Source organism: Pseudonocardia acidicola (assembly GCF_012911935.1).
Lineage (GTDB): Bacteria > Actinomycetota > Actinomycetes > Mycobacteriales > Pseudonocardiaceae > Pseudonocardia > Pseudonocardia acidicola.
Map to the genome: position 1 here is coordinate 39,475 of NZ_JAAXLA010000033.1, position 16,575 is coordinate 56,049.

A 16,575-nucleotide genomic window follows, 5' to 3' on the forward strand; every position below is an offset into this window, starting at 1 on the left:
CGTTCCTATCGCTCGGCCAGCAGCAGCCCGGCGGAATCGCCGGACCGGGTCACCGAACCGGAGAGCAGACCCGACCCCTCCGGTGCGTGCCCGGGGTCGTTGCCCTGCTCGACGATCCGGTTCAGCTCGTCGACGAACACCACGCGCGGGTCGTAGGCCTTGACCTCGGCCTCGTCCAGCTGCGCATAGGAGATCAGGATGACCAGGTCACCGGGGTGCACCAGGTGCGCCGCGGCGCCGTTGATGCCGATCACCCCGCTGCCCCGCTCACCGGGGATCACGTAGGTCTCCAGGCGGGACCCGTTGGTGATGTCGACGATCGCGACCTGCTCGCCCTCGAGCAGGTCGGCGGCGTCCATCAGGTCCTGGTCGATGGTGACCGAGCCGACATAGTGCAGATCGGCCTGGGTCACCGTGGCGCGGTGGATCTTGGACTTCATCATGGTGCGGAACATCGGCGTTCTCCCCCGCTACAGCTGGACCGGGACGTTGTCGATCAATCTGGTCGTGCCCAGGCGGGCGGCCACCAGTAGCCGGGCCCGGCCGGTGGCGGGCGCCGGTCCGAGTTCCGGGTCGCGGAGCTCGAGGTACTCCACCTGCAGCGCCGGCTCCTCGGCCAGCACCGCGCGGGCGGTCTCCAGCACGGCGTCCGCGCCTCGGGCGGACACCGCGGCACCCTCGCGCAGCGCGCGGTACAGCGTCGCCGCACGGTGCCGGTCCTCGGCGGACAGGTAGATGTTGCGCGAGGACAGTGCCAGGCCGTCGGACTCGCGGACGGTCGGTACCCCGACCACGTGCAGCGGGAAGTCCAGATCGCGGACCATCTTCTGGATCAGCACCAGCTGCTGGTAGTCCTTCTCGCCGAACAGCGCCACATCCGGGCCGACGATGTGGAACAGCTTCGCGACGACGGTCAGCATCCCGGCGAAGTGACCGGGGCGGACGGCGCCCTCGAGCTGGTCGGCGACGGGCCCCGGGGCGAGCCGGGTGTCCGAGCCCGGCGGGTACATGTGCTCGACGCCGGGGGTGAGGACCAGCTCGACGCCCTCCTCGCGGCAGACCTCCAGGTCGGCCTCCAGCGGGCGCGGGTAGCGCTCCAGGTCCTCGCCCGAGCCGAACTGCAGCGGGTTCACGAAGATCGACACGGCGGTCACGGTGGATCCCGGGAGCCGGCGGGCGTGCCGGATCAGCTCGCGGTGCCCCTCGTGCAGCGCGCCCATCGTCGGCACCAGCGCAACCTTGCGGCCGGCGCCGCGCAACGCCCGGGTGACGACGTTCAGCTCGGCGGGCGTGCGGTGCACGGTGAGCCGGCCGGGGGCGTAACCGCCCTGCGTTCGTACGGTGGTCACCGTTGCTCCTTCAAACTGTCGCGGACCTCGTCGACGGCGTGGCTGGGCAGCAGCCCGGCCGCCTCGGCCCGGCGGGCGGTACGGCGGGCCAGCACCCGGTAGGTGTCGGCCAGGTCGGGGTCCACCGCGGCGAGCTCGCGCAGGTGGGTCCGTACGGTGCCGGCGTCACCGCGGGCCACCGGGCCGGTCAGCGCCTTGTCGCCGTGGCGCAGCGCGTTGTCCAGCGCCGCGGACAGCAGCGGCGCGATGAGCCGCTCGGCGGGCCGGACGCCGGCGCGCTCGAGGATGTCGGCGCAGTCCCGGACCAGCGTGACCAGATGGTTGGCGCCGTGGGCCAGGGCCGAGTGATACAGCGGGCGGACCGCCTCGGCGATGCGCACCGGCTCGGCGCCCATCTCGACGACGAGCGCCTCCCCGACGCTCCAGCCCGCTTCGTCGTCCGCCGCCGCGGTGACCCCGACACAGCAGGCCGCCAGCCGGTCGACGTCCTCCGGGCGGCCGGTGAAGGTCATTGCCGGGTGCAGCGCGAGCGGCAGCACTCCGTGTTCGAGGGCCGGGTCGAGCACCGCGACGCCGTGCGCCCCGGAGGTGTGCACGACGATCTGCCCGGGCCGGAAGCAGCCGGCGCTCGCGAGCCCGCGGACCAGGCCGGCCAGCACGTCGTCGGGGACGGCGAGCAGGGCGAGGTCGGCATGCTGCACGACCTCGTCGGGGGGCAGCAGCGGCACGCCCGGCAGGAGCGTCCCGGCGCGGTGCACCGAGGCCCGGGAAACCCCGGACGTGGCGACGACGTGGTGACCGGCGGCGGCCAGGGACGCACCCAGAACGGATCCCACACGGCCGGCGGAGACCACTCCGACGGCCAGCCGGGCAGGCCGGCCTGCACTCATCACGCGCTCCTTGCTCGTTCCAGTCCCGTGGCGGGTACCAGACGAGGTGTCGGCTACTGGTGGCGACGCGACCACAGGCTAGACGCGGCCGGGGTCCGCGGCGACGCCGCGTGACCGGGTTCACCAGGCGCAACGGCCGGCGGCTACCGCGCGGGACCGTCCGGTGGGGGTCCGGCCGCGCCGGGATACGGCGACGCTCCCGGGTGCGGCCCGGCGGGCGGACGGCCGGCGGGCGGACGGCCGGTCGGCGGCGGACCGGCCGGATACGGCGGCCGCCCCTGGTGCGGCGGGTAGGTCGCGGGCCCCGGCCGGGGCCGGCCACCGGGCGCGCCGCCCCAGGGCGGGCCCGGTGTCCGGGGGCCGGGCGGCCCGCCGTGGCCAGGCACGGGCATCGGCGGGTGCGTCGGCGGCGGTGGCCGCCATCCCGGGGGCGGCTGCCGGCGCCAGGCCGCGGTGAGCGCGTCGGGCATCCCGACCGCCCGGGCGCGCGCCCTCGTCAGCGCGACGAGCCGCTCCTCGTGGCGCTGCTGGGCGTTGTCCTGGACCGAACCGCGGGAGATGCGGGACCGCAGGAACGCCAGCTCCGTCACGGCGGCCTGGTAGTCGGCGACGGCCCGCGCGGCGTGCTTGCCGGAGCGCTGCTTCACCGCGGCCCGCCACCCCCGCCGGCCCGCGAGGCTGGCCAGCAACTGCACCTCGCTCGGCGCGATCCACCCCGCCTGCGCGAAACCGGGCAGCTGATCGGCGACGATCCGCTGTTCCCGGCGGCGCTGCCACACCACCAGCGTGACCATCCCGAGGAAGATCGGCACCATCACGAAGCCGTAGACCCCGATGAACACGCCGCCGCCGTACAGCGTCGCCGAGCTGTTCCACAGCGCGTGCAGCACGACGGCCAGCAGATAGCCGCCGAGCACGGCCAGCACCCGCCTGACGGGGCTGCGGGTGGTCGCGGCGATACCGGCGCCGATACCGGTCATCGCGGTGAACAGCGGGTGCGCGAACGGGGAGAACACCCCGCGCAGCAGCAGCACGGCCAGCACCCCGCCGTTCTGGCTCGCCGCCGCGTGCTCGGCGAAGGCCCGCCCGATGTAGAGGATGTTCTCGGTGAACGCGAACCCGGCGGCCACCAGCCCGGCGTAGACGATCCCGTCGACGATCCCGTCGAACTCGCGGCGCCGGAAGACGAGCAGGCCGACCAGGAACAGGCCCTTCAACGCCTCCTCGACGAACGGGGCGATGATGGTGGCCCCGAGCAGGTCCCCGCGGCCGCGGCCGAGAAGCTGATCGGCGGCCAGCGCGGCGCTGCTGTTGATCAGCAGCGCGGACAGCGCCGCGAAACAGGCGCCCCACAGGAAGGCGACGAGCAGCATCCGCGGCGGCTCGGGTTCCCAGCGGTCGATCCACAGGAACGCCGCGACCACGGGCCCGACCGGCAGCAGCGCGCACAACGCCCCGACGACGACCGCGCCCGCGCCGACCGACCGGCCGACCAGCCCCAGGACCACCAGCCCGCAGACGCCGAGCGCGACCAGGCCGACCACCGGCGCCAGGACACCACGATGTTGCCGAGTGGGCATCGGGAGCGACTGCGCCATGCCCGGGGAGCCTACGGGCGATCACCGTCGGCCGCGCGGGACCGGGACCGGCCCCGTCAGGATCCGGTGGGATCGTCCTCCGGGCCGGATCCCTTGTCGTCGGGGGTGCGGCAGCAGCGCTCCAGCCACAGCGCGCCCGCGACCAGGCCGATCGCGCACAGCAGGCCGACCCCGGCCGCCACCGTGTCGTCGGCCGCCGCCGCGACGGCCCCACGCAGCGGCAGCACGTAGGCCAGCAGTCCGGCCCACAGGCCGGCGACGAGGGCCCCGGCCCGCGCCGAGGCCTGGGCCAGCAGCACCGCTCGCGCGGCCACCAGGGGCTGCACCGGCCGGGCGCCCGGGCGGCGCTCGATGCGCGCCCGCAGCGCGTTGCCGGCGATCGTCTCGGCCAGCCCCAGCACGCCCAGGGTCACCCCGGCCGGGCCCGGGAACGACGGCAGCGAGCCGTAGGTGAGCCGGACCAGCAAGTACGCGATCACCGCCGTCACCAGCCCGGTGACGAGCAGGTCGCGCACCCGGGTGGGGGTCATCGCGGGAGCTCCCACCTCAGATCGTCGCGGCGTCGCATGCCTGCGGCGTCGGCGGGCGGCAGCGCGTCGAGCAGCGCGCGGACCGGCCCGTGCCCGGGCAGCACCGCGTCCGGGTCCACGTCCAGCCAGGGCCGCAGCACCGTCGCCCGGGAAGGCGTGCCCGGGTGCGGCAGCAGCAGTTCCGGGTCGTCGCTGTGGACGGCTCCGTCGGCGCCGTCCACGGTGACCACGTCGACGTCGAGGGTGCGCGGCCCCCAGCGGACCTCACGGACCCGGCCCGCGGCGTTCTCCAGACGCCGGCCGCGGCACAGCCAGCCCCGCGCGTCGGTGGCCGGGTCGTCGACGATGATCACGGCGTTGAGGAAGTCGTCCTGCTCGACGCCGCCCCACGGCGCGGTCTCGTAGACCGGGGAGGCGGCGACGAGCACATCGGCGAGATCGACGACGACGGTGCGCAGGTACGCGAACCGGTCGCCGAGGTTCGACCCCAGGGACAGCACCGCGCGGCTCATCGGGACGGCCCGCCCGAAGAGGTCGACTCGGCCGCCCGAAAATGCCGACTCGCGCTCCCGAAACTGCCGACTCGCGGGGTCATGCGGGGACGATCCGTCCGCGGGGGTCGGGGCCGGAGCGGCCGTTGCGGCGGGAGCGGCGCGCGACCACCGCCACGTCGGCGAACTCCAGGGGGATCGGGGCCTGCGGCTTGTGCAGCGTCACCTCGACGGCGTGCACCCGTTCGTCGGTCATGACCTCCTCGGCGATCCGCGCGGAGACGGTCTCGATGAGGTTGCACGGCTCGCCGCCGACCACCGCGGCGGCCCGCTGGGCGAGCGCGCCGTAGTCGAGGGTGTCGGCGAGGTCGTCGGACTTCGCGGCGGCGTCCAGGTCGATCCAGACCGTCACGTCGACGACGAAGTCCTGCCCGTCGCGGCGCTCGTGGTCGAACACGCCGTGGTGGCCGCGGACCCTGAGTCCGCGCAGCTCGATCCGGTCGGTCACGGGCCGGACCCGCCCAGCCAGGGACCGGTGCGGGCCCGCGAAGCCCCCAGCCGCCAGGCCGCGGTCACCGCGATCGCATCCATCGATGCGCCCACGTCGTGCACCCGCACCCCCCAGGCCCCGGCGTTCGCGGCGAGCGCGCTGATCGCGGCGGTGGCCACCTCGCGGCCGTCCGGCGGGCGGACGGTGCCGTCGGCGTCGGCCAGCAACTGGCCGAGGAAGCGCTTGCGCGACGCCCCGACCAGCACCGGGAAGCCCAGCGCGACGAGGACGTCCAGCCGGCGCAGCAGCGCCCAGTTGTGCCCGGCGGTCTTGGCGAACCCGAGCCCCGGGTCGAGCACGATCCGGGACGGATCCACCCCGGCCATCACCGCGTGGTCGGCGCGGGCGACCAGCTCGGCGCGCACCTCGCCGATCACGTCCTCGTAGGTGGCCAGGTTCTGCATCCGGTCGCTGTGCCCACGCCAGTGCATGAGGATCCACGGCACCCGGGCGTCGGCCACGACGGCGGCCATCGCCGGATCGGCGAGGCCACCGGACACGTCGTTGACGACGGTCGCGCCCGCCTCCACGGCGGCCTCGGCCACCGCCGCCCGCGTGGTGTCGACGCTGACCGTGACGCCTTCGGCGACCAGGTCCCGGATCACCGGGGCGACCCGCGCCGTCTCCGTCGCGGCATCCACGCGGCCGGCGCCCGGCCGGGTGGACTCGCCGCCCACGTCGATCAGGTCGGCCCCCGAGTCACGCATCGCGACGCCGTGCGCCACGGCGTGCTCGCGGTCCAGATAGCGCCCGCCGTCGGAGAACGAATCGGGCGTCACGTTGAGGATCCCCATCACCGCGCAGCGCCCGAGGTTCGGCAGGCCGTAACCCTCGGCACTCATGTCAGCTACCCCGGATCAGCGACAACGCCTCGGCCCGGGACGTCGGCGAGCTCTGGAAGAGCCCCCGGACCGCCGACGTGGTGGTACGCGAGCCCGGCTTGCGGATGCCCCGCATCGCCATGCACAGGTGCTCGGCCTCGATGACGACGATGACCCCGCGCGGATCCAGCTTGCGGACCAGCGCGTCGGCCACCTGGCCCGTCAGCCGCTCCTGCACCTGCGGACGCTTCGCGTAGAGGTCGACCAGGCGCGCGAGCTTGGACAGCCCGGTGACCCGGCCGGTGCACGACGGGATGTAGCCGACGTGCGCGACGCCGTGGAACGGCACCAGGTGGTGCTCGCACGTCGAGTACATCGGAATGTCCTTGACCAGGATGAGCTCCTGGTGGTCCTCGTCGAACGTCTTGTCCAGCACGTGGTCCGGATCGGTGTAGAGGCCCGCGAACATCTCCTCGTACGCCCGCGCGACCCGGGCCGGGGTGTCCCGCAGGCCCTCCCGGTCCGGATCCTCTCCGCACGCGATCAGCAGCTCCCGAATGGCCGCCTCGGCGCGCACCCGATCGACACCCCGGCGGCCGTCGACCGCGGCCGAAGCCGCGGTCAGGCCGCCGGGGACGTTGCCGCTCAGTTCCCGCCGCCGGTGGTCGGGCCCGTCGGGCCGCCGGGCTCGCGCCCGTCGGCACCGCTCGGGTTCTCCCCGCTGGGGACGCCGTGCCGGCCGTTCTCGCCGCCTCCCGGGTACTGGCCGGGCGTGCCCGGCTGCCACTGATCCGGCGGCCAGGCCTGCCCGGCCGGTGTGGTCGCGGGCCGCCAGTCCGGCGGCGCGCCGTAGTTCGGCGGCACCGAGTTCGGCGGCACCGAGTTCGGCGGCACCTGGCCGGACGGCGGGGTCTGCCCCTGGGCCGGCCCGTTCGGCCGGCCCTGCTCACCCCGCCCGTACGGGGCGGGGAACGCCGCGGTCGGGAACGGGGGCTGGCTGCCCGGGAAGCCACCGTTGGGACCCGGCTGCGGGATCGGCCCGCCGTTGGGCCCGGGGGCGGGCACCCCGTTGGCGCCGCCGGGGTAGGAGCCCACCGGGGCGGGCTCGCGGACCGGCTCGGTGTGCGGCGGCCACGGCTCGCCGCGCTCGCGGGCCTGCTCGGCCGGGGTGAGGATCGGCGGCTTGTCCGACGGGGTGCGCCCGCCGAAGTCGTTGAACGCGGTGATCCGGGGCCGCTTCTCCACCCGGTCGAAGATGCGCTCGAGGTCGGTCCGGTTCAGCGTCTCCTTCTGCAGGAGCTCGTAGACCAGGTCGTCCAGGACGTCGCGGTAGGTGTTGAGGATGTCCCACGCCTCGGTGTGCGCGGCCTCGATCAGCGCGCGCACCTCCTCGTCGATCTCGTGCGCGACCTCGAGGGAGTAGTCGGCCTGGTGACCCATGGAGCGGCCGAGGAACGGGTCGCCCTGGTCGCGGCCGTACCGCACGGCACCGAGGCGGGCGCTCATGCCGTACTCGGTGACCATCGCCTTGGCGATCTTGGTGGCCTGGTCGATGTCCGAGGAGGCACCGGTGGTGGGCTCGTGGAAGACGAGCTCCTCGGCGGACCGGCCACCCATCGCGAACACGAGCCGGCCGATCATCTCCGAGCGGGTCATCAGGCCCTTGTCGTCCTCGGGGACCACGAGCGCGTGCCCGCCGGTGCGGCCACGAGGCAGGATCGTCAGCTTGTACACCGGCTCGAGGTCCGGCATCGCCCACGCGGCCAGCGCGTGCCCGCCCTCGTGGTAGGCGGTGATCTTCTTCTCCTGCTCAGAGATGATCTTGGTCTTGCGCCGGGGCCCGCCGACGACCCGGTCGACCGACTCCTCCAGCGCCGCCGCGGTGATCAGCGTCCCGTTCTCCCGGGCGGTGAGCAGCGCGGCCTCGTTGATGACGTTGGCCAGGTCGGCACCGGACATCCCGACCGTGCGCTTGGCCAGGCCGTCGAAGTCCACGTCGCCTGCGAAAGGCTTGCCCTTCGAGTGCACGGCGAGGATCGCCTTGCGGCCGGCCAGGTCGGGAGCCCCGACCGGGATCTGCCGGTCGAACCGGCCCGGGCGCAGCAGCGCCGGGTCGAGGATGTCCGGCCGGTTGGTGGCCGCGATCAGGATGATGCCGCCGCGCGCATCGAAGCCGTCCATCTCGACCAGCAGCTGGTTGAGGGTCTGCTCGCGCTCGTCGTGCCCGCCGCCGAGGCCGGCGCCGCGCTGACGGCCGACCGCGTCGATCTCGTCGACGAAGATGATGCACGGCGAGTTCTGCTTGGCCTGTTCGAAAAGGTCGCGGACCCGGCTCGCGCCGACACCGACGAACATCTCGACGAAGTCGGAACCGGAGATCGTGTAGAACGGCACGCCCGCCTCGCCGGCGACCGCGCGAGCCAGCAGGGTCTTACCGGTGCCGGGCGGCCCGTAGAGCAGCACGCCCTTCGGGATCTTGGCGCCCAGCGCCTGGTAGCGGCCCGGGTTCTGCAGGAAGTCCTTGATCTCGTGCAGCTCCTCGACGGCCTCGTCGGCCCCCGCGACGTCACCGAAGGTCGTCTTCGGCATGTCCTTGGAGAGCTGCTTGGCCTTCGACTTGCCGAAGGACATCACCCGGTTCCCGCCGCCCTGGGCGTTGTTCATCATCCAGAACAGGATGAGCAGCACCAGGCCCAGCGGAATCAGGTAGATCAGCATCGTGACCAGGAACGAGTCCTGGCGCACGACGGTGTTGAAGGTCGGTTTGTTGCTCGCGTTCTGCAGCGAGGTGAAGATCTGACCCGCGCTCTGCGCGGGGTACTGCGTGATGATCTGGGTCGCGCCCTCGACCGGACTGTTCAGCGTGAGGCGGAGCCGCTGCTCCTTGTCCTCGACCAGCGCGTCCTTGACGTTGCCGTTCGCGATCTGAGTCAGTGCGGTGGAGGTCGGGACCTGGGTGTAGCCACGCGTGTCGTCGAACAGCACGCTGAACGTGAAGTAGATCAGGATCGCTGCGAGGATCCAGATCAACGGGTTGCGGAGCAGGCGCTTGCGGTCCATGCAGCTTCGGCCTGGCGGCCTTCACCCTCCCTGGCGATAATCTCCGGCAGCGGTCCACCGCAGGTGCGCACACTGCCGGCCCCGAGTTCGCCAGGATAGCGGGCCTGGCGCCATCGCGCGCCACCACGCTGACCGGCGAACACCGAGGTGGATACGTGTAAGGCCAACGAGCCGGCACCCGATGGTGTTCCCCGGCACCGATACCCGGCACCGGCACGGCGCCGCCGCGAGCGCCGACATCACCGAAAAGGTGGCGTATCCCACTGCCCCCGGTCGTCGTTAACCGTCGACGAGCGAGCACTCGGGGCGGGTTCGACCCGTCCGTGGCGGCGGGGAGAGCAGATGAGAGTCAGGTCCGGGATCCGGTTGCGCGCAATCGCCGTCGCCGCCGCCACCCTCGGCGCGGTGACCGTCGCAGGCTTCGCGCTACCGGCCACCGCGACCGCACAGCCCGGGCACGCCGCACCGGCGCAGGCACCGGCGGGCAAGGCCTGGGCACCGGCTTCGAGCGCGGCGATCCACCCCGGTGTGCAGACCGTCACCGACGGCGGCGGCTCCTGCACCAGCAACTTCGTCTTCACCAGCGGGGGCCGGGTCTTCCTCGGCCAGGCCGCGCACTGCGCGGGAACCGGTCAGGCGACCGAGACCAACGGCTGCGACTCCGGCACCATGCCGCTGGGCACCACGGTGAAGGTCGAGGGCGCGAGCCGCCCCGCGACGATGGTCTACAGCTCGTGGGTCACGATGCAGCACGACGGCGAGACCGACCCGGACACCTGCGCCCACAACGACTTCGCGCTGGTCGAGCTCGACGCGGCGGACACGGCGAAGGTCAACCCGTCGGTGCCGTTCTTCGGCGGCCCGACCGGCATCAACGTCGACGGCCTGCCGGCCGGCGCCGAGGTCTACTCCTACGGCAACTCACCACTGCGCCAGGGCATCAGCGCGCTCAGCCCCAAGGCGGGCGTGAGCGCCGGCGATGTCGCCGGCGGCTGGGGTCACGAGGTCTACACCGTCAGCCCCGGTGTCCCCGGCGACTCCGGCAGCGCCTACATGGACGGCAGCGGCCGGGCCGTGGGGCTGCTGTCCACGCTGAACCTGGCGCCGCTGCCGGTCAGCAACGGCCTGGCCGACATGAGCCGCGTGCTGGCCTACGCCAACGCCCACGGCGGCATCGGCTACATCGAGCTCGCGCTCGGCACCGAGCCGTTCACCAAGCTTCCCCCGGGAGTGCCGCCCGCTCAGGTGGCGCCGCCCGCGGGGCCGCCGCTCGGAGCCTGACCGCGCTCCGTCCCGCCCACCGTGCCCGGTGCCGCCTCCCGCGGCACCGGGCACGTCCGTGCAGAGCGCCGGTCAGGCGTAGACGGCAGGGTCGAGCGTCCCGATGAACGGCAGATCCCGGTACCGCTCGGCGTAGTCCAGGCCGTAGCCCACGACGAACTCGTTGGGGATGTCGAAGCCCACGTACTTCACCGGGACGTCGACCTTCACCGCATCGGGCTTGCGCAACAGCGTGCACACCTCCAGCGAGGCGGGCCGGCGCGACTCGAGGTTCTTCAACAGCCAGGACAGCGTCAGCCCGGAGTCGATGATGTCCTCGACGATCAACACGTGCTTGCCGGCGATGTCGCGATCCAGGTCCTTGAGGATGCGCACCACCCCCGACGACGACGTGGACGAGCCGTAGGAGCTGACCGCCATGAACTCGAGCTGCACCGGCATGGGCAGCGCGCGGGCCAGATCGGTCATGAACATCACAGCGCCCTTGAGCACCCCGACCAGGAGCAGATCCGACTCACCGCTCAGCCCGAAGTGGTCCGACGCGTAGTCGCGTCCGACGAGTTGGGCCAACTCCGCGGTCTTCTCACTGATCTGCTGCTCGGTGACCAGCACGGACGCGATGTCACCGTCGTACAAGCGGATGGCCTCCTCGACACAGCCCGGCGGTTCCGGGCAGAACGGCGTTGCTGGCAGGGCCCCGAAGAGGGCCTCATCCGGCCGGGGGCTCCCCCGTCCGGCGCAATACCAGCCTGCCACGCTGACGAACGAGGTCCAACCCGCCGGGGAGGGCGACCCCACCCTGCCCGCGCCAGCGACCGACCAGGTCGTCGGCGGAACGAAGGTGCCCATCGGTGAGCCCGTTCACACCTGTTGCGAGCAGCCAGCCGCGCAGCGCCCGGCGGCGCACCGCGGCGGGGGCGGCCGCGAGCGGGGCGACGCGCAGCCCGTCCCCGTCCCGGGCGGCCGCGAGGATCTCCTCCGCCCAGCCGTCGAGCGCGTCGCCGTCCTCGCGGAGCTGGGCCGCGGTCCGGGCCAGTGCCTCGGCGACCCCGCCCGCCAGGACGTCCTCCAGCAGCGGCAGCACCTCGCGGCGCAGCCGGACCCGGGTGAACCGGGGGTCGGCGTTGTGCGGGTCGTCCCACACCGGAAGGGCGCAGGCCCGGCAGACCGCCCGGGTGACGGCGCGGCGCACCCCGAGCAGCGGGCGCAGCCAGGGCGCGTCCCAGGACCGCATGCCGGCGATCGACCGCGGCCCGGAACCCCGGCCGAGCCCGAGCAGCACGGTCTCGGCCTGGTCGTCGAGGGTGTGCCCGAGCAGCACCGGCGAGTCGGGGTGCGGACGGGCCGCGGCCAGCACCGCATAGCGGGCCCGCCGGGCGGCCGCCTCCAGGCCGCCGGGCCCCTCCACGGTCACCGGGTGCACGGTGGCGGCGATCCCGCGCCCGGCCAGCAGCGCGGCGACCTCGGCCGAGCGGGGCGCCGACCCGTCCTGCAGGCCGTGGTCGACGACGGCCGCATGCACCCGGCCCGGGAACTCGGCCTGCGCCGCGACGGCCAGCGCGAGCGAGTCGGCACCACCCGAGCACGCGACGAGCAGCGGGGCGGTACGGGGGGCCGGCGGCAACCCGGCCAGCGCGGCGCGGACCGCCCGGCGGATGTCCGCCACGGCCGGGTCGGGCCGGGCCGGACGGGTCGGCTCACGGGCCAGCTCGGTCACGGTGCACACCGTGCCACGGCCGGCCCCGGATCACCCCACCCGGCGCAGCCAGGCCTGCGGGTCGGCGAGTTCGGCGCGGCTGGGCAACGTCTCCGGGCTCGTCCAGACGCGGTTCAACCCGTGCATCCCGACCTCGTCGACGACGGCCTTCGTGAACGCGGACCCGACCGCGTACTGCCGGACCTTGGCTTCGACCCCGAGCAGCGCCCGCAGGATCCGGTCGGCCAGTCCGCCGCCGCGGCGGCGCGCGGTGAACCGGGCGCGGATGGTCGCGACGCTGGGCACCACCTCGGGCCCCGCGGCGTCCATGACGTGGTCGGCGTGGCCCTCGAGCAGCGTGGTCACGGCCAGCAGGCGGTCGAGCACCGCCCGCTGCTCGGGGCCCTGCAGCAGCTCGACGAGTGCGAGGGAGTCGCCGCGGGCCTCGCGCAGCCCGCGCAGCGCCTCGGGCAGCCGTTGCAGCAGGCCGCCGCCCGCCGAGTCGGCCACCGAGAGGAACCGCCCGATCTCGCCGGCGAAGTAGTCCCGCAGCCAGGGCACCGCGGTGAACTGCAGCCGGTGCGTCGCCTCGTGCAGGCAGACCCACAGCCCGAAGTCGGTGGCCGAGACGTTGAGGACACGTTGCGCGGCGTGCACGTTGGGCGCGACCAGCAGCAGCCGGCCGCCACCGGACGCGCCACCGAACGGGTCGTACTGGCCGAGCACCCGGCCCCCGAGGTAGGCGAGCACGGTACCGACCTGCAGGCCCGCGGTGGTGCCGGTGAGGCTGCGGGCCAGCCTGGGCGTCCGTGGCAGCCGGGCGCCCGCGGTCAGTGCCGCCATGCCGTCGACGGCGGCGGCGGCCCACGCCGGGCGGTCCACGACGTCGGCGGGGAGCAACGGCAGGCCGGCGCCGAGACCGGTCACCTCGCGGACGTGTCCCTCGGCGACGGCGGCATCGGAGCGCAGCCGGTCGACGAGTTCCTCGGCCTCGGCCCGGCTCACCGCGGGACCGGCAGGCACCAGCCGCGCGGCCGTGCGCCGGGCCAGCTCCCAGTTGACCGGCAGACCGTGTTCCACCTCGGAAGACGGCCCGCTGCCGTTCACCATCACGGACCCTGCTGCGTTGCTCGGTACCGGCTGCACGCGGCCCACGCTACGCAAACCGGTGAGCAGAGGTGGATCTCCCGGCCGGGTCGGCTCAGCGGCAGCCGCACTGGCTCAGCGTGGCCGCGATCGTGTCCAGCTGCGGGCGCACGGTGGCCGGCGACTGCCCGTTGGAGATCAACGCGAAGACCAGCAGCCTGCCGTCGGCGTCGGTCACCACGCCGGCCAGGCTGCTCACCCCGCTCAGGGTGCCCGTCTTGGCCCGCACCACGCCGCGCCCGTCGGCGGAGTTCGCGGTGTCGAAGCGGTCCTCCAGCGTGCCGTCGCCGCCGGCCACGGGCAGCCCGGACAGCATCGGCCGCAGCAACTCGGGGTCGTCGGCGCCCTGGGCCGGCGCCGCCGCGGCGCCGAGCAGCGTACCGAGCAGCCGGGGCGGCACGCGGTCGCTGGTCGAGAGCCCGCTGCCGTCGACCATCACCGCACCGGTGGTGGCGAATCCGGCCTGGGAGAGCGCGGCCAGCACCTGGGCGGCGGCACCGGTGAACGACGGGTCGCCGTTGCGTGCGATCGCGACCTCGCGGGCCAGCAGCTCCGCCGTGACGTTGTCCGAGTTCTGCAGCATGTTCTCGACCAGGTCCGAGATCGGCGCCGACGCGACGGTGCCGAGCACGGCGGCGTTCGGCGCCGCGACCGCCGTGGTGACGGAGTTCTGATCGGCACCCAGCTTCTCGGCCAGCGCCCGGCCCGCGGCGAGCGCGGGCTGGCTGACCCGCGGGCCGTCCTGCAGCGTCGGGTCCACGCGGCCGCCGTCGAGCATCAGCGGCACGATCGGCGTGATGTTGCCGGCCGGGATGTCGGCGGGATCCCAGCCCTGAGCGAGCGTCGGCCCGGTGTAGCGGCTGGTGTCGATGAGCACCCGCGTGATCGGGCCGGGGTGTGTCTTGCGCAGGTCGGCGACGAGGTCGTCGAGGCGGGCCGGCTGCGGATAGACCGAGTTCTTCCCGGCGGGCAGCGCCGTCAGCGTCGGGTCACCGCCGCCGACCAGGATCACGGAGTCGGGGGTGGGCCCGGCCACCACCTTCGTGTACAGCCGCTGCGTGCTGTCGAGTGTGAGCAGCGCGGCCGCCGTGGTGAGCAGCTTGGCTGTCGACCCCGGGGCGAGTGCCTGATCCGGTGATCGTTGCCACAGCGTGGTCCCGCCGGCGGGGTCGACCACCACGCCGGCGAAGTTGCCGAGCCCCGCGGATCCGGCCAGCGGGGTCAGCGCCTCCGCCAGCCCGCTCGCGGTCGGCAGCGGAGCGTTGGCGTTCAGCGCACGCAGCGCCGGGACCGGCGCCGCCGGGACGTCCGCGGCCGCGGTGGACGCGCCCAACCCCAGCTTGGAGGCCATGGACGGCGCGGTCAACGCGATCACGCTGCCGGTCGCCGCAGCCAGCATCAGGATCACGAGCACCGCGATCCCGCGCCGGACTCCCCGCCCGGGAACGCGCAGCGTGTCCCCGATCCGCCGCCCGAATCCCACCGTGCCTCCCGCTCGTTCCACGCCGCGTCACCGGTGCCGAGGCCCCGGCAGGGTCGGCCGGTCACGCCCGCCCGGATGCGGTCCCCCACACTAGAGGTCGGCGCCGGAGCCGGTCGCCCGACCGGCATCGGCTCTCATTCAGCCCGTTTCCGAACAGCAGGAGCATCGTCAGTGGACTTCGACGTCACCATCGAGATCCCCAAGGGCGGCCGGAACAAGTACGAGGTGGACCACAAGACCGGGCGCATCCGGTTGGACCGGACGCTCTTCACGGCCACCCAGTACCCCGCCGACTACGGCTTCGTCGAGGAAACCCTCGGTGAGGACGGTGACCCGCTCGACGCGCTGGTCCTCGTCCAGGAGCCGACCTTCCCGGGTTGCGTGATCCGGTGCCGGGCGATCGGCATGTTCCGGATGAAGGACGAGAAGGGCGGTGACGACAAGGTGCTCTGCGTTCCGTCGGACGACCCCCGACAGGAGCACCTGCGCGACATCCACCACCTTCCGGAGTTCGACCGCGCGGAGATCCAGCACTTCTTCGAGATCTACAAGACCCTCGAGCCCGGCAAGAGCGTCGAGGGCGCGACCTGGGTCGGCCGGGCCGACGCCGAGCGCGAGATCAATGCGTCGTGGGCGCGCGCCAAGGAGGCTGAGGAGTCCGGCGCGGAGCACTGAGCCCGCAGCCGCTTACCTCGTCCGGTGTTGCGACGCACGGCCCGACGTCACGGTTGCCGGCCCGCGGGTCGATCAGCCATGACATCGGGCCGCGCGTCGGCGGCCCCGGCCTCCGGCTCGGCGGACCGTGACCGGTACTCCTCGAAGTCGGTGGTGAACCGGGCGAGCAGCGCGCCCAGCCGCTGCCGGTCGGACGGCGACCAGTGCGCCATCATCTCGGCGATCTTCTCGTTGCGGAGCCTGCGGTTCTCCTCGAAGACGCGGCAGCCCTCGTCGGTGGCGACCAGCAGGGTGGCCCGCCCGTCCTCCGGGTCGGCGGCACGCTCGACCAGACCGAGCCGGACGAGCTGCCCGACCTGCCTGCTGACCGTCGACGGGTCGGAGTGCACGGCCTCGGCCAGCGCGCCGGCCCGGCGCGGTCCGCCCTTCACCAGGTGCACCAGCAGGTGGTAGGTGGCGCGCTCGACGGCGGCGGGGTGTTCGGCCTGGTACTGGGTGTAGGCGCGTTCGAGAAGCCGGATCAGGCGGATGAGCTCGGCGCCGAGCTGGTCGGCATCGGCGAGCGCCGCGGCGCGGTCGGCGCCGTTCTTGCAGGGCACGCAAGGCCCCTCTCGATGTCGATGTGCGGGTCGGGGTGCGGCCCACGCAAGCAGGTGCCGACAAGTTGATCAAGGCCCGATCGGGTCAGGATGCGCGCGCGACCGGGTCGAGCACCGCTCGTCCCCGGTCGGTGAGACCTGCGGGCGCGAGCAGGTCACCGTGCCCGGGCGCGACGAGCAGGCCGGCGTCGATCAGCCGGCCGGCCACGGTGAAATCGGCACAGGGAACGCCGTCGACCAGGAGCACCGGCTCGCACAGCACGCTGAACCGGCAGCGTCCGGCGGCCACCGCACGCAGCAGCGCGACATCGCGTCCGGTCAGCAACGGCGCCGTAGCGCTGGACATCTCGGCTCCCCTCGGCGAACTCCGCCTGTTGAGAACATCGTTCGCCGAGAGGGAAGCGTT

18 protein-coding genes are annotated in these 16,575 nt (G+C 73.7%); 2 read left to right on the forward strand and 16 right to left on the reverse strand.

Annotation, left to right across the window (positions count from 1 at the left end):
- Positions 1–5: 5 nt before the first annotated feature.
- From panD to ftsH, 10 genes are all read right to left on the reverse strand, one after another.
- A complete protein-coding gene (gene panD, locus HF526_RS18225; RefSeq protein ID WP_169382692.1) occupies positions 6–455 on the reverse strand; it encodes an aspartate 1-decarboxylase in 450 nt (149 codons plus the stop codon).
- A gap of 15 nt (positions 456–470) precedes the next feature.
- The gene (gene panC / locus HF526_RS18230; RefSeq protein ID WP_169382694.1) at positions 471–1,349 is read right to left on the reverse strand and encodes a pantoate--beta-alanine ligase; all 879 of its coding nucleotides are present in this window, start codon (positions 1,347–1,349) and stop codon (positions 471–473) included.
- The gene (locus HF526_RS18235) at positions 1,346–2,239 is read right to left on the reverse strand and encodes a Rossmann-like and DUF2520 domain-containing protein (RefSeq protein WP_169382695.1); all 894 of its coding nucleotides are present in this window, start codon (positions 2,237–2,239) and stop codon (positions 1,346–1,348) included. Before HF526_RS18235 ends, panC begins: the two co-directional genes overlap by 4 nt.
- Positions 2,240–2,382: 143 nt before the next feature.
- Positions 2,383–3,837 carry a PrsW family intramembrane metalloprotease gene (locus HF526_RS36445; RefSeq protein ID WP_169382697.1) on the reverse strand — a complete coding sequence of 485 codons (1,455 nt, stop codon included), beginning with the start codon at positions 3,835–3,837 and terminating at the stop codon, positions 2,383–2,385.
- Between the two features lie 56 nt (positions 3,838–3,893).
- Positions 3,894–4,367, reverse strand: coding sequence for a DUF3180 domain-containing protein (locus HF526_RS18245; RefSeq protein WP_169382698.1), 474 nt, complete (start codon positions 4,365–4,367; stop codon positions 3,894–3,896).
- Positions 4,364–4,879, reverse strand: coding sequence for a 2-amino-4-hydroxy-6-hydroxymethyldihydropteridine diphosphokinase (gene folK / locus HF526_RS18250; RefSeq protein ID WP_169382700.1), 516 nt, complete (start codon positions 4,877–4,879; stop codon positions 4,364–4,366). The genes HF526_RS18245 and folK overlap by 4 nt, the downstream gene beginning before the upstream one ends.
- Positions 4,880–4,958: 79 nt before the next feature.
- Entirely contained in the window at positions 4,959–5,366 is a 408-nt protein-coding gene (gene folB, locus HF526_RS18255; protein WP_169382701.1) for a dihydroneopterin aldolase, read from the reverse strand.
- Positions 5,363–6,250 carry a dihydropteroate synthase gene (folP, locus tag HF526_RS18260; protein WP_169382703.1) on the reverse strand — a complete coding sequence of 296 codons (888 nt, stop codon included), beginning with the start codon at positions 6,248–6,250 and terminating at the stop codon, positions 5,363–5,365. Before folP ends, folB begins: the two co-directional genes overlap by 4 nt.
- 1 nt (position 6,251) lies before the next feature.
- Positions 6,252–6,854, reverse strand: a complete 603-nt coding sequence (gene folE, locus HF526_RS18265; protein WP_211177439.1) for a GTP cyclohydrolase I FolE — start codon at positions 6,852–6,854, stop codon at positions 6,252–6,254.
- Between the two features lie 20 nt (positions 6,855–6,874).
- Positions 6,875–9,289: an ATP-dependent zinc metalloprotease FtsH gene (gene ftsH / locus HF526_RS18270; protein WP_169382705.1), complete on the reverse strand. Its 2,415-nt coding sequence runs from the start codon at positions 9,287–9,289 to the stop codon at positions 6,875–6,877.
- A 342-nt stretch (positions 9,290–9,631) separates the two neighbouring features.
- On the opposite strand from ftsH, the gene HF526_RS18275 reads away from it, so the two are divergent.
- Positions 9,632–10,570 (forward strand): serine protease, encoded by a 939-nt coding sequence (locus HF526_RS18275; protein WP_169382707.1) that lies wholly within the window; start codon positions 9,632–9,634, stop codon positions 10,568–10,570.
- A gap of 72 nt (positions 10,571–10,642) precedes the next feature.
- Here HF526_RS18275 and hpt read toward each other — a convergent pair whose 3' ends face one another.
- The 4 genes from hpt to dacB form a co-directional block, all read right to left on the reverse strand.
- A complete protein-coding gene (gene hpt / locus HF526_RS18280; protein WP_169382708.1) occupies positions 10,643–11,206 on the reverse strand; it encodes a hypoxanthine phosphoribosyltransferase in 564 nt (187 codons plus the stop codon).
- A gap of 73 nt (positions 11,207–11,279) precedes the next feature.
- Positions 11,280–12,287 carry a tRNA lysidine(34) synthetase TilS gene (gene tilS, locus HF526_RS18285; RefSeq protein ID WP_338051561.1) on the reverse strand — a complete coding sequence of 336 codons (1,008 nt, stop codon included), beginning with the start codon at positions 12,285–12,287 and terminating at the stop codon, positions 11,280–11,282.
- Positions 12,288–12,317: 30 nt separating this feature from the next.
- The gene (locus HF526_RS18290) at positions 12,318–13,376 is read right to left on the reverse strand and encodes a zinc-dependent metalloprotease (protein WP_169382753.1); all 1,059 of its coding nucleotides are present in this window, start codon (positions 13,374–13,376) and stop codon (positions 12,318–12,320) included.
- 91 nt (positions 13,377–13,467) lie between these two features.
- The gene (dacB, locus tag HF526_RS18295) at positions 13,468–14,895 is read right to left on the reverse strand and encodes a D-alanyl-D-alanine carboxypeptidase/D-alanyl-D-alanine endopeptidase (RefSeq protein WP_169382710.1); all 1,428 of its coding nucleotides are present in this window, start codon (positions 14,893–14,895) and stop codon (positions 13,468–13,470) included.
- Positions 14,896–15,066: 171 nt separating this feature from the next.
- On the opposite strand from dacB, the gene HF526_RS18300 reads away from it, so the two are divergent.
- Positions 15,067–15,570 (forward strand): inorganic diphosphatase, encoded by a 504-nt coding sequence (locus HF526_RS18300; RefSeq protein WP_169382712.1) that lies wholly within the window; start codon positions 15,067–15,069, stop codon positions 15,568–15,570.
- A gap of 47 nt (positions 15,571–15,617) precedes the next feature.
- Here HF526_RS18300 and HF526_RS35485 read toward each other — a convergent pair whose 3' ends face one another.
- Positions 15,618–16,169 carry a MarR family transcriptional regulator gene (locus HF526_RS35485; protein ID WP_169382714.1) on the reverse strand — a complete coding sequence of 184 codons (552 nt, stop codon included), beginning with the start codon at positions 16,167–16,169 and terminating at the stop codon, positions 15,618–15,620.
- 85 nt (positions 16,170–16,254) lie between these two features.
- Positions 16,255–16,515, reverse strand: coding sequence for a hypothetical protein (locus HF526_RS18310; RefSeq protein WP_169382722.1), 261 nt, complete (start codon positions 16,513–16,515; stop codon positions 16,255–16,257).
- Positions 16,516–16,575 lie beyond the last annotated feature (60 nt).